Genomic DNA, 15,130 nt, shown 5'->3' on the forward strand with positions numbered 1-15,130 from the left:
GACAGGACGCTGCTGGATTACTGCACGAAACTCTCCGCATTCCATGCGCAGTACCGCATGGTCGGCAACAACTACAATCAGGCGGTCAGAGAGCTTCGCTGCCATTTTTCGGAAAAGAAGGCGATGGCATTGCTCTACAAACTGGAGCAATGCACCAAGGAATTGGCCGCTTTGATGCGGCAGATCATGGAGCTGTCCCGTGAGTTCCAGCAGAGGCTGTCGGAAAAGGAGGAAAAATCATGATAGCGAAAATTACCGTAGGCACGTCACTGTACGGTGCGCTTGCCTACAACGGTCTGAAGGTGAACGAAGGGGAAGGCAGGCTCCTTGCCGTGAACAGGATCTTTGACAACGGCAGCGGACAGGTGGATGTGGCACGTGCCGAGCAGGACTTCAAGCGGTTCATGCCGGAGCAGGTGCGCACCCGGAATAAGGTCATCCATATTTCGCTCAATCCGCACCCCGACGACCTCCTGACAGACATGGAGCTGGAACAGCTCGCACGCGAGTATCTCGACAGGCTGGGTTACGGCGACCAGCCTTACCTTGTCTTCAAGCACGAGGACATCAGCCGCCANGGACAGGACGCTGCTGGATTACTGCACGAAACTCTCCGCATTCCATGCGCAGTACCGCATGGTCGGCAACAACTACAATCAGGCGGTCAGAGAGCTTCGCTGCCATTTTTCGGAAAAGAAGGCGATGGCATTGCTCTACAAACTGGAGCAATGCACCAAGGAATTGGCCGCTTTGACGCGGCAGATCATGGAGCTGTCCCGTGAGTTCCAGCAGAGGCTGTCGGAAAAGGAGGAAAAATCATGATAGCGAAAATTACCGTAGGCACGTCACTGTACGGTGCGCTTGCCTACAACGGTCTGAAGGTGAACGAAGGGGAAGGCAGGCTCCTTGCCGTGAACAGGATCTTTGACAACGGAAGCGGACAGGTGGATGTGGCACGTGCCGAGCAGGACTTCAAGCGGTTCATGCCGGAGCAGGTGCGCACCCGGAATAAGGTCATCCATATTTCGCTCAATCCGCACCCCGACGACCTCCTGACAGACATGGAGCTGGAACAGCTCGCACGCGAGTATCTCGACAGGCTGGGTTACGGCGACCAGCCTTACCTTGTCTTCAAGCACGAGGACATCAGCCGCCACCACCTGCATATCGTTTCCGTCAATGTGGACGAAAACGGCAGGCGGCTCAACCGTGATTTCATCCACCGCCGTAGCAAGCGCATCACCTCCGAGCTGGAAAAGAAGTACGGACTGCACCCGGCTGACCGTAGGCAGCACCGCACCGACAACCCGCTCCGCAGGGTGGACGTATCGCAGGGTGACGTGAAACGGCAGGTATCGAATGTAGCCAAGGCGGTCATGGCAGGCTACAAGTTTCGGACAATGGGCGAATACCGCGCTCTGCTCTCGCTCTATAATGTCACGGTAGAGGAAGCACACGGCATGGTGAACGGACGCGAGTATCACGGGCTGGTCTATTCCGCCACTGATGATGCCGGCAACAAGACCGGCAATCCTTTCAAGGCTTCCCGCATCGGCAAGTCCGTCGGCTATGAAGCCGTTCAGTGCAGGTTTGAATTTTCCAAAGAACAAATTCGGGATAAACGTCTGGCGGAGATGACCCGCAAGACCGTCGTCGCCGCGCTTGCTCGGACATACCGCCGCGAGGAGTTCGTCACCCTCCTCCGGGACAAGGGCGTGGACGTGGTGTTCCGCCATACCGACGAAGGGCGCATCTACGGAGCGACCTTCATCGACCACCGCACGGGCTGTGTGCTCAACGGCTCTCGTCTGGGTAGGGAGTTTTCCGCCAATGCCTTGCAGGAACATTTCACCCTGCCTTATGCCGGCACTCCGCCCGTGCCGTTCACCATTACCGTGGACGGGCAGCAGCCCGACACCCGTCCCGCCGTGGAATACGACGAGGGGTATTCCTCCGGCTTGGGTTTGCTCGGCAGCGATGCTTCGGACACACAGGCGGAGGAAGCTGCCTTCGAGCGTGACCTCAAACACAGACGTAAGAAACGCCGCAAAGGACAGGGATTATAATTCAGTCATTCAAACTTAAAAACAGAAACAGATTATGTCACAACAGGAAGACGATTTGAGGGCACTGGCGAAAATCATGGATTTTCTTCGTGCCGTAAGCATTATTCTGGTGGTCATCCACCTCTACTGGTATTGTTACGAAGCCGTAAGGCTGTGGGGCATCGGCATAGGTATCGTGGACCGGGTACTGATGAACTTCGACCGTACCGCCGGACTGTTCCATCACATTCTCTACACGAAGCTCTTTGCCATTCTTCTGCTCGCGCTCTCGTGCCTCGGCACGAAGGGTGTCAAGGAGGAGAAAATCACCTGGCGCCGGATCTGGGCGGTACTTGCCGCGGGGCTGGTGCTGTTCTTCGGCAACTGGTGGGTGCTGTCCCTGCCGCTTCCGGTGGAGGCGGTTGCGGGTTTCTACACCGCTTCGATGGCGGCGGGCTATGTCTGCCTGCTCATGGCGGGCACGTGGATGAGCCGCCTTTTGCGTACCAACCTTATGGAAGACGTGTTCAATGTGGAAAACGAGAGTTTCATGCAGGAGACCCGCCTCATGGAAAACGAGTATTCAGTAAATCTGCCCACCCGCTTTTACTATAAGAAGAAGTGGAACGACGGATTTATCAATGTGGTAAACCCGTTCCGTGCTTCCATCGTGTTGGGTACTCCGGGCAGTGGAAAGTCGTATGCTGTGGTTAATTCTTTCATTAAACAACAGATTGAGAAGGGCTTCGCGCTCTATATCTATGACTTCAAATTCAGCGACTTATCTACCATTGCCTACAACCACCTGATGAACCACCCGGACGGGTACAGGGTCAAGCCGAAGTTCTACGTGATAAACTTCGACGACCCGCGTCGCAGCCACCGTTGCAATCCCATCCATCCGGATTTCATGGAGGACATCACCGATGCTTACGAGAGTGCCTATACCATCATGCTCAACCTGAATCGGACTTGGGTGCAAAAACAGGGCGACTTCTTCGTGGAGTCGCCGATTATCCTGTTCGCCGCAGTGATTTGGTTTTTAAGGACTTACAAAGATGGCAAATATTGTACTTTTCCCCATGCCATCGAGCTGCTTAATCGCCGTTACGAGGATGTGTTTCCTATTCTGACCAGCTATCCCGAACTGGAGAACTACCTTTCCCCGTTCATGGACGCATGGCAGGGCGGGGCGATGGAGCAGCTTGCCGGGCAGATAGCCTCGGCTAAGATTCCACTCTCGCGCATGATTTCCCCGCAGCTCTACTGGGTCATGTCCGACAGCGAATTCACGCTCGACATCAACAACCCCGACGAGCCGAAAATCCTTTGTGTGGGCAACAATCCCGACCGCCAGAACATCTACGGGGCGGCGTTGGGACTGTACAATTCGCGCATCGTCAAGCTCGTGAATAAGAAAGGAAGGCTCAAATCCTCAATAATCATAGACGAGTTGCCCACGATTTATTTCAAGGGGCTGGACAACCTGATTGCCACCGCCCGAAGCAACAAGGTTTCCACCCTGCTCGGTTTTCAAGACTTCTCCCAGCTCAAGCGTGACTACGGCGACAAGGAGGCCGCCGTGGTCATGAACACCGTCGGCAACATCTTTTCCGGGCAGGTCGTGGGCGAGACTGCCAAGACCCTTTCCGAACGTTTCGGCAAAATTTTGCAGAAGCGGCAGAGCATCACCATCAATCGCGAGGACAAGTCCACATCCATCAATACGCAGATGGAGAGCCTGATTCCGGCGAGCAAGATTTCCACGCTCACGCAGGGCATGTTCGTGGGAGCCGTCGCCGACAATTTCAGCGAGCGCATTGAGCAGAAGATTTTCCATTGTGAGATTGTGGTCGATGCCGAGAAAGTGAAGCGTGAGGAACAGGCATACAAGCCTATTCCCATCATCACGGACTTTACCGATGCTGACGGCAACGACCACATGAAGGAGATGATTCAGGAGAACTACAACCGTATCCGTGCAGAGGTGCGGCAGATTGTCGCCGACGAGTTGCAGCGCATACAGTCCGACCCGGAACTGCAATACCTCTTGCAGAACAAGTAACACGCCATAGGCGAAAAAAGGAAAATCCGTAACACGCTTGAACATTCAGTCGTATTACGGATTTTCTTTTTTATATCATTATGTTTATCGGGTTTGCGACAGTATCAGGTCACCGGAATGGGTTTGATTTCTATTGCCATAATCTATTGTCTTTTAATTGCTTTTGCAAAGGTTGTCTTTTTCTTCCGATAATTGCAGGAAACCGGACTTTTCTCGTTTACCTTCTCATCCGTTCCCGTTCCTCATCCATCTGCATCCTACGGTTCACTTTCTCGGCTGCACGGTCGAGAAAATAGGTTCTACTTTCATTTTTCCGCATCTTGATGTCGCTGTATATGTTGTAGCAGCCTTTCGCCTGCACACCAAGCACCTTGTAGAAATAGTCGGCAATTTCCTTCAGTGAGGTCTCGCCGTCATTGATGCAGCCCATTTCGCTGACACCGTAGATAAGTTCAACAAGGTCGGACGCCTTGCCCGTCCAGCGCATGGTCGGGGTATTCCTTTCATCTTCTTTCTTTTCGTATCCGGAGTGAATGGTGGTGGATAGTGGCGGCACCTGCGGACAATTGGAGGGGACATGCTTTTGCATCTTGCGGACAAAAGACAAGGCTTTGCGGACAAACAGGTCGGTATGGCTTTTCACCCCACCTGCAAGATACTGCGTGTTGTGATATTCCAGTTCGTTCTCGGCATACGCCAGTGCAATCTTTACACCGTCCGTATCGTTATCGGACAGCAGTTCGACAACCGCCTTGACAAAACACCCATAGGCGGCATTCAGATTGATTGTCTCATCATTTCCGTTTATAAGACCGAAAAACTCGGTTTCTGTCAATATAAGGTAATTCATATTTTTTCTGTTTGAATGATACACTTTGATTATCAGTGTGCGCACATGAACTATGAGTACAAATGCTTTTCCGCAAACAGAAAAAAAACGGCAGGATTTTGTATCCTGCTGTTATACAATAGAATAGAGATAAAATATTTTTCAGCCATTGTATAAACGGTCAAAAAAACTGTTTCAAGATGAAACCGCGTTTCATCTTGAAACAACTGAATCCGCATTTCACGTTCCATTTTGGAACATGATACGGCTAATTATCTTCCACATCCACCTTACGGTATATGTGTCGCAAGGCTCCCGGCATACTTTTCTGTTCGGTCAGTTTCCAATAGGATATTGGCAATTTTTTTTGAAACAGAAAGAAACCGGTACCTGCTATGAACGGTACGGTGTAGATAATAATTTCATCAACGATACGCATATTCAGCAGCGCATTGATAAAATCGGCATTCTGATGGGTCGCTTCAATCAGATAAACGGTGTTGTCGTCTTGTTTCTCATGTTCGGCTATCAATGTGGTCATTGAATAATCCGGTGAAAGCTCAAAGGTTGCCTTGTTATATATGTCTGAGATGCCATGACAATCTGGACGGAGCCACCAGCGTCCTTCAGTGTCCATATTCGCCAGACAGCCGTCTATCGAAAGTATTGCCAGCAATTGTATTTTCGCCATAATCTGAATTTCTTGGTCTTTCCGGTTCGCTTGGAATAAAAAAGTAGCGTGCTATCCACGCTACACCAAGCGTAGGCTCTGGAAAGCCCTTGAAAGGTTATATACGTGAATGCACGCTATGACAAAGCATAGCATAAGCACCACGCAATTTGTACCTTTCAGTGTCAATTTTCCAGATTTACGCTTGGACACCTTGCGTTCTTATGTCTATATCAGCAGACAGCCGGACATGATCCGACTGCCTGTTTTTATTCCTAAATTTCTCCACAAAGATAGGAATTTGTGCGGATAATATATTATTTTACAGCGGAAATATTCATTTTTGAGTTATTTCTCACCGTATTTCAGCCCATATTCCATCATTTTCCGGTATAATGTCGTACGACCTATACCCAATATCTGTGAAGCCATGTTCCGGTTACCTTCCGCTTGTTCCAATGCACGCAAGATACGTTCTTTTTCAAGTTCCTCATCTTTTAAGGTAAAGCAACAAGAAGTGCAGATATGTTCACCGGTTATTTCCAAATCTTTTGCAGACACCATATCTCCTGCCGTATGTAATACCGCAGCCTGTACCGTCAGACGCAGTTCACGCACGTTGCCCGGCCATGAATGGGTGAGCAGGGCTTTGCGTGCCGATTGGTCGAATCCTTTCACGTTGCGTTCCAGTTCCACATTTGCCTGTTCACGGAAAAATTCCGAGAGAGGCATGATGTCATCACTGCTTTCCCGGAGTGGTGGTACAGTTACTGCATATTCCTGCAAGCGGTAAAGCAGGTCTTGACGGAAACGCTTCTCCGATACTGCTTTCTGCAAATCCTCGTTGGTGGCTGCTATAATGCGCACATCGGCTGTCTTGTCTTCCTTGCCGCCTACGGGTCGGTACCGCCGTTCCTGTATGGCACGCAACAGCATTTGTTGGGTGTCAGGGGTCAGGTTTCCCACCTCATCCAGAAACAGCGTGCCGCCTTCCGCTTCCTGAAAAAATCCGCTGCGGTTGGCATCCGCACCGGTAAACGCCCCTTTCACATGTCCGAAAAAGGCGGACTGTGCCAATGCCGGGGACAATGAACCGCAGTCCACTGCGACAAACGGCTTGTCCGCCCGTTTGCTTTTTTCGTGGATATACTGGGCGAAATGCTCCTTTCCGGTTCCGTTCTCGCCCAGAATCATCACACTCAGATTGGTCGGTGCGACAATCTTGGCGCGATGCTTTGCGGAAAGATACGCCTCGCTGGTACGTCTGAATATGGGGGCACGTCGTGTGCGTTCCTGTTCTTTCCTTATGGTCTGCACAAGTGGCAGCAGCCGTTCTTCTATCAGCCGTTTCGGGATATAGTCCTCAGAGCCGAGTTTCATGCTTTCCACTGCCGTATGTACCTCGGCGTAGTCGGTCATGACGATGAAGCGTTGCCGTTTGCCCTGATTGCGCATCCACTGCAACAGTCCGGTACATTCACCGTCGGGCAGGCGAAGGTCGGCAAGTATGATGTCCTCACTTTTCATCTTGTCCGCCAGCTTGCGGGCGGCTGACAGCGATGAAGCGGTTTCCGTTTCAAATCCTTCTCTGGCAAGCAGGTTGCATACATATTTGCAATAGACTGGATTGTCCTCAACCACAAAAACCTTCATCCTGTATCCTCCTTTCTTTTTTTGCCTGTTCTATGATACTTTGCCCCATGCGGACAACCGCATCGACAGCCCGGCTGATTTCATCTTCCGTACTGCCACCTTCCTTGTGTAACAGCCCGTGCAGTTTCCAAAGCGGCTTGTCGGCTCGGATCACGCTCCATGAGCTGCGCAGATGGTGTACCCATTCGTCCAGAGCCTTGAGGTCTTTCATCATGCCGGCCTGTTTCACTCCCTGCATTTCTTTTTCCGTAGCTTGGGTCAGTGTATCCAGCATTTCCTCCTTGTTGCCGTATGCCAACAGGGGGGATAAATCCGGTGAGTATTCCTGTTCCTTTATACCGACACATTTCTCGGATATTTGCAGCAGGTCTGGCAATGAGAATGGCTTGAAGAGGCAGCCCGAAAAACCGAAGTCAAGCAGGCTCTGTTCATCACAGTTGCCCCAGGCCGTAGTGACGATTACCGGAATGGTCTGTGAGTTGCCCACATTCGACGAGCGCAACAGTTTCAGCACGTCATATCCGTTTGTTTCAGGCATTCGCAGGTCTGTTATCAGCAAATCATAGTCCCGTTCCCGTATGGCTTCCATCAGGTCTGACGTATTGGTACATGTGTCGCAGCGTATATTGCAGCTGCCATACATTTCTTTGGTCATGGCCAGTGTCATTTCATCATTGTCCAGAACCAGAACGGAGTAAAAAGCCGCATGGCGTCTGGCTGAAATTCCGGCCTTGCGCTTTTCTATCTCTATGATATTGTCGGCAAGGGGCATCGGCAGTCTCACGGTAAACCGGCTGCCTTTGCCTTCCTCGCTCTCAACTGCGACTGTTCCGCCCAGCAGGGTGGCTGTGTTCTTGACTATCGGGAGCCCCAGCCCGAAGCCGTCCTCGACGGCGGCATTCGGCAGACGCTCGAAGGGCTCAAATATCTTTTCCCGTTGTTCGTTGTTCATGCCCGTACCTGTATCCTGCACGGTCAGGACAAGTTTCCCGGCTTCATAGGCCATGTCCAGTCCTACCGTACCGCTTTCCGTAAACTTGATGGCATTGCCAAGCAGATTGTTGGCTATCTGTATCAGCCGGTTGCAGTCGCCCATCAGAATGACGTCGCTGCATCCGCTTATGTGTAGGGTCAGGTCTTTGGCTTCAGCTCTCGGCTCAAATTCTGTCTGAAGTATTTCAATCACATTTTTCAGGCGGAAGGGGACAGCGTTTGCCTGTTCTTTCCCGCTGTCAAGCCGGAAAAAGTTCAGCAGGGTATTCAGCATATCCGTCATTCTGCCGGCTGCCTGTCTTATGTTTTGGGTATATTCTATTCTTTTGTTCTCATTTTCAGTATGTGTCAGAAGTTCTCCGTAACCATTGATGGCAGTGAGCGGAGTGCGCAGTTCATGCGTGACGGTCAGCATGATTTTCCGGCGGGCAGAGAGCAGTTGCCTGTTCTGTTGCACAGTCTTTTGCAGCTTGTCTATCAGCTCGTTTGTTTCTTTCCTGTACCTGCAGATACGTTTCACGTTCCGGTGAATGACAACATACGAAAGCAGCAGAAGAAAGGCTACGATGGCAGTCAGTCCGCCTACTTGCACCGACGATTGCCTGCGTATGGCGGCTAACTCTGTTTCTTGCCGTTGCAGGTCTGTCCGTATTCTCGCATCCATTTTCTTGATCATGCCCTGCAACTGGCAGTTCAGTTTCCTGTTTCTTACCGAAAGGCTGTCGGCATATTGGCTCAACCTTTCGCTTTGTTCTTTCTGGCGGGCGATCACGTCACTGTTCAGCGTATTGAGCATGGTGGTCGTTGCGGTCGGTTTCGCTTCTTCCTTTTTCCCGAACAGACCCAGAAAACCTGTCCGTTTCCTTTTTGGCGGTTCTTCCTGCGAACTTTTGCGGGCTATCACCGGAACACGGCGGGCTATTTTGTCCTTTATTTCTTCCTGTTCATTGAGTACCAGCATGATTTTGTTCAGCAGCTTTTCCTTTTCAGACAGCAACCGGCAGACACTGTCTATACGTTCGCTGCGGTAGGTCGACTTGAACCGGCTGAGCAGAGTGTCCACTTCCAGACGCTTCTCATGGTATGCCGCCATGTCTTCCTCGTTCCAGTCCAGCACGGTTTCACCAATCAGGGATAAGTCAACCACCTTCACATACACTTCGTGTACGTCTTTACGGAAGCATCTTATCTTGTTGCTTGTTGTCTCTATTTCCTGTCGCCTCTGCTGTTCGTTGAGCCAGATATATACAATGCCGAAAATAAGTAATAGTATCAGCACATATCCTGCCGCTATCTTGGTGCGCAGGTGTCTGGTTGCTATTGTTTTCTGTTTCATGCGGTTTACCTCATCTTTTTTATGATTTCTCCTTATGAAAATACAGCCCACTGACCTTACGGCAGCGGGCTGCGATTCTGTATGATGTTACCGGGCACTGATGCTCCCGCCCGGAATGGGAATTTCTGTTTTTTTATTCTCTTATTATCTCTTTTCCAATGAATTGCCGACCTCGAACCGAGGCAGCCTTCATATACTGCCGCCGTCGCCGCTGGCTTCCCGTTCCAGATTAACGAGAGAGACCACCAGCTTGTTGGGGCATTGCTCGCCGGCAGAGCCTATCAGCCCGACCTCGGCCACCCCTTCGGGCTGCCGGTGTGAGCGGGCCAGATATTCATCCAGCCGTGCAACGTAAGTTGTCAGTATCTTGCGTATCATAAATGCCTACAATTTACTGTTTTATATCCAATCAGCCAAACTTTTGGGCTGCCTTTTTATGGCTCCCACAATACAGGTAATGAATTGTCGGGATCAAATGTGTATCGCCAACTTTCAGCGGTCAATGCGGCGTTCATGGCGTTAGCGGCCGTCTGCCAGTCGTCGTCCGTCACCTGTGTGGTTCCGCCGGTGCCTGCCTGGTCTTCACCGATGCCCTGTGTCTGGCCGTTGCTTCCCCAGTAGCAGGCGGTGATGACAGGGTCATTGAAAGATTTATAGTTCCATCCCGCCACGCCGCCTGTATAGATGGTGCCGGAGCCTGTACCGCTGACAGTCCCATTGGCATGGTAGCAGGCAGTCAGGGTGCTTGAATCGTTGCTTCCCGTTACGCCGCCCACATAGATGGTGCCGCTTCCGCTACCGCTCACGCTGCCCCAGGCATAGCAGGCAATGAGAGTGCTACTGTTGTTGTTGCTTCCCACCACGCCGCCGGCATAATAGGAGCCTGTACCGCTACTTTCAAGGGTCACGTCGCCCGTGGCATAGCAGGCGGTCAGGGTGGCACCAAGATCCGAGGTACCTGCCACACCGCCGGCTATACCCCCGGCATTCACTGTGGCCGAGGAGCTGCACCCGGTAAGGAAACCGCCATTTTGATAGCCTACTACACCGCCCACAAAGCCGTTCTTGCCGCTGCCGCTGACGCTGCCCGACACCGAGCAGTTTTCAAGGGTTCCCCGGCTATATCCCGCCACGCCGCCGACAACGCTCATTTCGTTATCGCTTTCTATCAGTACGCCCTCCAGCTTCACGTTCATCACCTTGCCGCCGGAGCCGATGTGGCCGAACAGGCCCGCATATTGGTCATTTCCCGTAATCTTCAGCCCCGTGATGGTATGGCCGCCGCCGTCGAAGGTGCCGGTGTATCGGTGGTTATAGTCTATGCCTATCGGCGTCCAGTCGATGCCCTTCAGGTCGATGTCGGCAGTCAGGGTGATGTTGATGTCGAGATTGCCGTTGTTGGCTATGTCTGCCACAGCCTTCAATCCCTCGGCGGAGGTCACGGTGTAGTTGCCCTGTCCGTCATCGGTATATCCCTTGTCCTTGTTCAGCGTGATGTTGTAGAACTTGCCTGCCACGGGGGTGATGCCGGAGGAGAGAGTGCGCTCCTTGCTGTCGTGGTTCGCCATCAGCTTGGTTATCGTGTAGCCGGGCACCACGTTCGCCTCCCAGCAGGTGATGGCGTTGCCGTTTTCGGTGTATTCGCACTTCTTCATCTCTATCCAGCCCTCTTGCGAGCCTTGCACTACCGTGCCCTTTTCATAAGTACACTGTGTGTAGGCATAGAGCTGGAGGCTTTGCACTTCGCCGAGTGCATCGTCCGTGGGCGTCACGCGCACCTTCGCCAGAGCGTGGGTGAAACTCAGGGTGACGGGGGTCTGGTAGTCGCCCGTGCCCGTGGCGCCCAGCAGGTAGGCAAGACCGTCGGTCTGCTGGTCGCTGAGGTCGAGGGTGCCGTCCGTGGCGGGGTACCAGGCGCGGACGGTGTGGCCCTCGTCCCTGTCGCTCCAATACAGGGGTGTTTCGGCTTCGGCAGAGCCGTCGTCCTGCACGGTGTAGGTGCCGACCTCTCCCTCGTCGTCTATCTGTACGGCGAACTTGTCGTCCGCGTCGAACGTGCTGCTTTTGCCGTCCCCGTCCTCGCTGACGCGCGTCGCCGGTGCGCCCCAGGGCTGCGCCTCGCCGCCCTCCACGCCGAGGGTGATGCGGGCTATCTCCAGCGGGTATTGTCCTTCGGGCAGACGGTCGCCGTCCGCCAGTTCGTCCTTCGTGCAGGCAGCCGTGGCAAGGAGCAGTGCGGCTGCGGCGAGAAGTATCTGGATGGAATGTCTTTTCTTCATATCGTGATGTTTTTTATTTGTTTTCGTTTTGTGCTGCCGCCGCCTGCGAAGGCGGCCGTCGCACCATAATATCTATGGGCAGCTCCGGCTTGACGCATGCGCCGGGGCAGCGGTATGTGGGGCTTACAGCGTGATGCTTACATCGTTCGTTTCTCCGGGTTCCCACGGGGTAATCTCCGGTTCTTCCACCGTGATGCCCTTGTTGTTGAGCGTGATGTTATAGGTGTAGGCATAGCCTGCGTCTAACTTAGACGTGGATGGCTTCGGCAACGTGGTTGTGTATTCCACGCCGTTGTACACCACACTCAGGTTAAGGGGCGTTGTAAAATCCAATGTCTGCGGGAAAATGAAGAGTTGCGAGGTGGTGGCGCCGTCGTCAAACCACATGGTAATCGGCGAGGGATAGTCGACAGTCAGGGCGGTTTCACCGGTAGTGGTGTTGAAAGTGCCTACAGTCTTCAGACCATTTAACATGCAGTGTTTAAGAATTTTTTCGCTGAAGTCAACGCCTTCGCCCTCCAAAAAATTGAACTTGACGAGGCTCATGCAGTGCTTGAACGCATGCTCGCCGGTGAAGCTCACCGTCGGGCTGCTGGTGCTGCCCGTGGCTCCCGAGGCGAAAAGGAAGTCTATTTCGGGGCCCTGACCGTATTGATCGGTGTTGACTGACACGATTCCATTCTGCAATTCGCTGTCCTCCCTATACGGGTAGTAGGCGCTGAAGGTCTTCGTTTCGGTGTCATTGAAATAGATGGTTGTACCCTTGGGCCCGAACTGGCCGTTCTCTCTCACGTAGGGCACGTTGGTGATGTCTTCGCTGTTGATGCCGATACAGTCTTTGTCGGTAAAGCCGGTCCCCTCCGAATTGACGCGGGTGGATACGGCCTTATAGATGTCGGCGGTGAACTGTGCGGCTACGGGACCGTCGTTGTTCAAAATCTCATTTTCATTGTTGCAGGCGGCAAGTGACAATGCCAGCACTGCGAGTGCAAAGTGTTTAGTCTTCATTTTATTCATTGTTAATTGTTAATTATTAATTGTCTTACATTTCCGCGCTAACGTCGCCTCCGTCCCCCGTTTCCCATCCGGTAATCTCGCCCTTGCCTTCTTCCATGCCGACGGGCGTTTCCAGTGTTCCGGTCACACGGTAGGCGGTGGTCATGTCGCCGTTAAACTCCTTCATGGCCTCGGTCAGTTCTACCTCCGTATGTTGTGTGCGTCCGCCGTCGGTGAAGACGATGTCCAGCACCAGCGTCTGCACGTCTCCCATCGTACCCAGCAGGCGCAGGTCGGCCGTGAGCTTGCTGCCTTCACGGGTGAAGGCGAAGACCGTGGAGACAGGTTCGCCGACGGTCTGTTCCGCCTCCATGTCGAAGGCGCCGGCTATGCCGCCGAGGGTGTATGTGGGGCTTACAGCGTGATGCTTACATCGTTCGTTTCTCCGGGTTCCCACGGGGTAATCTCCGGTTCTTCCACCGTGATGCCCTTGTTGTTGAGCGTTATGTTGTAGGTGTAGGCATAGCCTGCGTCTAACTTATCCGTGGATGGATTCGGCAGCGTGGCTGCGTATTCCACGCCGTTGTACACCACCTTCAGGTTAAGGGGCGTTGTAAAATCCAATGTCTGCGGGAAAATGAAGAGTTGCGAGGTGGTGGCGCCGTCGTCAAACCACATGGTAATCGGCGAGGGATAGTTGACAGTCAGGGCGGTTTCACCGGTAGTGGTGTTGAAAGTGCCTACAGTCTTCAGACCCTCTAATACGCAGTGTTTAAGAATTTTTTCGCTGAAGTCAACGCCTTCGCCCTCCAAAAAATTGAGCTTGACGAGGCTCATGCAGTGCTTGAACGCATGCTCGCCGGTGAAGCTCACCGTCGGGCTGCTGGTGCTGCCCGTGGCTCCCGAGGCGAAAAGGAAGTCTATTTCGGGGCCCTGACCGTATTGATCGGTGTTGACTGACACGATTCCATTCTGCAATTCGCTGTCCTCCCTATACGGGTAGTAGGCGCTGAAGGTCTTCGTTTCGGTGTCATTGAAATAGATGGTTGTACCCTTGGGCCCGAACTGGCCGTTCTCTCTCACGTAGGGCACGTTGGTGATGTCTTCGCTGTTGATGCCGATACAGTCTTTGTCGGTAAAGCCGGTCCCCTCCGAATTGACGCGGGTGGATACGGCCTTATAGATGTCGGCGGTGAACTGTGCGGCTACGGGACCGTCGTTGTTCAAAATCTCATTTTCATTGTTGCAGGCGGCAAGTGACAATGCCAGCACTGCGAGTGCAAAGTGTTTAGTCTTCATTTTATTCATTGTTAATTGTTAATTATTAATTGTCTTACATTTCCGCGCTAACGTCGCCTCCGTCCCCCGTTTCCCATCCGGTAATCTCGCCCTTGCCTTCTTCCATGCCGACGGGCGTTTCCAGTGTTCCGGTCACACGGTAGGCGGTGGTCATGTCGCCGTTAAACTCCTTCATGGCCTCGGTCAGTTCTACCTCCGTATGTTGTGTGCGTCCGCCGTCGGTGAAGACGATGTCCAGCACCAGCGTCTGCACGTCTCCCATCGTACCCAGCAGGCGCAGGTCGGCCGTGAGCTTGCTGCCTTCACGGGTGAAGGCGAAGACCGTGGAGACAGGTTCGCCGACGGTCTGTTCCGCCTCCATGTCGAAGGCGCCGGCTATGCCGCCGAGGGTGGCGGTGACGCTCTGTATCAGCTCGGGGCGGCCTTGCGTTACGGTGAACTCGATGTGCAGGTCGCGCACCCGCTGCTGCGGAACAAGGCTGACACGCAGCGTGTCATCGGCTGTGACGGTAATCTCCCGGCTGACGGACTTCAGATAGCCCGGCAGGGGGATGACGGCCGCAGCGTCCGCACGGCTTTTGCCGCTGAGGGCATCGACCCGCGCCGTCCGTCCGTCAAAGGTGAAGCCGTCTGCATGATTATAGGCCACCAGGCTGTGCGCTCCCGGTGTGAGCAGGTCGGGGGCGGTAAAAGGCGAACCGTCAATGCCGGTCGCTTTCCCGTCGATGTCGAGTACATAATCATCGTCTGCCGACACTCCCGTCAGGCTGACGGTGACTGCCCCCCTGTCGGGATGCGGAGTGTCATAGAGCGTGTCCTTCACACAGGAAGAGAGTAGTGATGCGGTCAGCAAGACTGCCGCAAATTTGACTTTTTTCCCGAAAAGGTGAAAATCCGTTCTACGAACGACCAATATTCTTGATAAACGACATCTGTATTTTGTCTGTTCCATATTGTCCTCCTTC

At 53.1% G+C, this 15,130-nt stretch carries 13 protein-coding genes and 2 pseudogenes; 5 read left to right on the top strand and 10 right to left on the bottom strand.

Annotated features, from left to right (window positions below):
- The 5 genes and pseudogenes from BQ7480_RS00005 to mobC form a co-directional block, all read left to right on the top strand.
- Positions 1–243: plasmid mobilization protein (locus BQ7480_RS00005; RefSeq protein ID WP_449374834.1), on the top strand; the 243-nt coding region annotated here is incomplete at its 5' end.
- Positions 240–575: pseudogene (locus BQ7480_RS17650) on the top strand (relaxase/mobilization nuclease domain-containing protein); the annotation flags it as partial. The gene BQ7480_RS00005 and the pseudogene BQ7480_RS17650, both read left to right, overlap by 4 nt.
- A 4-nt stretch (positions 576–579) precedes the next feature.
- Positions 580–822 (top strand): annotated as a pseudogene (locus BQ7480_RS18055) (plasmid mobilization protein); the annotation flags it as partial.
- Positions 819–2,066: a conjugal transfer protein MobB gene (mobB, locus tag BQ7480_RS00015; protein ID WP_072541205.1), complete on the top strand. Its 1,248-nt coding sequence runs from the start codon at positions 819–821 to the stop codon at positions 2,064–2,066. The pseudogene BQ7480_RS18055 and the gene mobB, both read left to right, overlap by 4 nt.
- Before the next feature lie 34 nt (positions 2,067–2,100).
- Positions 2,101–4,110 (top strand): conjugal transfer protein MobC, encoded by a 2,010-nt coding sequence (gene mobC / locus BQ7480_RS00020; protein WP_072541206.1) that lies wholly within the window; start codon positions 2,101–2,103, stop codon positions 4,108–4,110.
- 217 nt (positions 4,111–4,327) lie between these two features.
- On the opposite strand, the gene BQ7480_RS00025 is transcribed toward mobC, so the two are convergent.
- The 10 genes from BQ7480_RS00025 to BQ7480_RS00070 form a co-directional block, all read right to left on the bottom strand.
- Positions 4,328–4,960, bottom strand: a complete 633-nt coding sequence (locus BQ7480_RS00025; RefSeq protein ID WP_072543813.1) for an RteC domain-containing protein — start codon at positions 4,958–4,960, stop codon at positions 4,328–4,330.
- A 247-nt stretch (positions 4,961–5,207) separates the two neighbouring features.
- Positions 5,208–5,630 (bottom strand): dihydrofolate reductase family protein, encoded by a 423-nt coding sequence (locus BQ7480_RS00030; RefSeq protein ID WP_072541207.1) that lies wholly within the window; start codon positions 5,628–5,630, stop codon positions 5,208–5,210.
- 327 nt (positions 5,631–5,957) lie between these two features.
- Entirely contained in the window at positions 5,958–7,262 is a 1,305-nt protein-coding gene (locus BQ7480_RS00035) for a sigma-54-dependent transcriptional regulator (RefSeq protein ID WP_072541208.1), read from the bottom strand.
- Positions 7,243–9,591: a hybrid sensor histidine kinase/response regulator gene (locus BQ7480_RS00040; protein ID WP_072541209.1), complete on the bottom strand. Its 2,349-nt coding sequence runs from the start codon at positions 9,589–9,591 to the stop codon at positions 7,243–7,245. Before BQ7480_RS00040 ends, BQ7480_RS00035 begins: the two co-directional genes overlap by 20 nt.
- A gap of 189 nt (positions 9,592–9,780) precedes the next feature.
- Complete coding sequence (locus BQ7480_RS00045) at positions 9,781–9,969, bottom strand: hypothetical protein (RefSeq protein WP_072541210.1); 189 nt, start codon at positions 9,967–9,969, stop codon at positions 9,781–9,783.
- 56 nt (positions 9,970–10,025) lie between these two features.
- Positions 10,026–11,870: a fimbrillin family protein gene (locus tag BQ7480_RS00050; protein ID WP_072541211.1), complete on the bottom strand. Its 1,845-nt coding sequence runs from the start codon at positions 11,868–11,870 to the stop codon at positions 10,026–10,028.
- Between the two features lie 123 nt (positions 11,871–11,993).
- A complete protein-coding gene (locus BQ7480_RS00055) occupies positions 11,994–12,878 on the bottom strand; it encodes a fimbrillin family protein (RefSeq protein ID WP_072543814.1) in 885 nt (294 codons plus the stop codon).
- Positions 12,879–12,912: 34 nt separating this feature from the next.
- Positions 12,913–13,323, bottom strand: a complete 411-nt coding sequence (locus BQ7480_RS00060; RefSeq protein ID WP_235816611.1) for a hypothetical protein — start codon at positions 13,321–13,323, stop codon at positions 12,913–12,915.
- A complete protein-coding gene (locus tag BQ7480_RS00065; RefSeq protein WP_072543815.1) occupies positions 13,281–14,165 on the bottom strand; it encodes a fimbrillin family protein in 885 nt (294 codons plus the stop codon). The genes BQ7480_RS00060 and BQ7480_RS00065 overlap by 43 nt, the downstream gene beginning before the upstream one ends.
- Positions 14,166–14,199: 34 nt before the next feature.
- On the bottom strand, positions 14,200–15,117 hold the full coding sequence (locus tag BQ7480_RS00070; RefSeq protein WP_235816612.1) for a hypothetical protein: 918 nt from the start codon (positions 15,115–15,117) through the stop codon (positions 14,200–14,202).
- Between the last annotated feature and the right edge of the window lie 13 nt (positions 15,118–15,130).

The organism is Bacteroides mediterraneensis (assembly GCF_900128455.1).
Taxonomy (GTDB): Bacteria; Bacteroidota; Bacteroidia; order Bacteroidales; family Bacteroidaceae; genus Phocaeicola; species Phocaeicola mediterraneensis.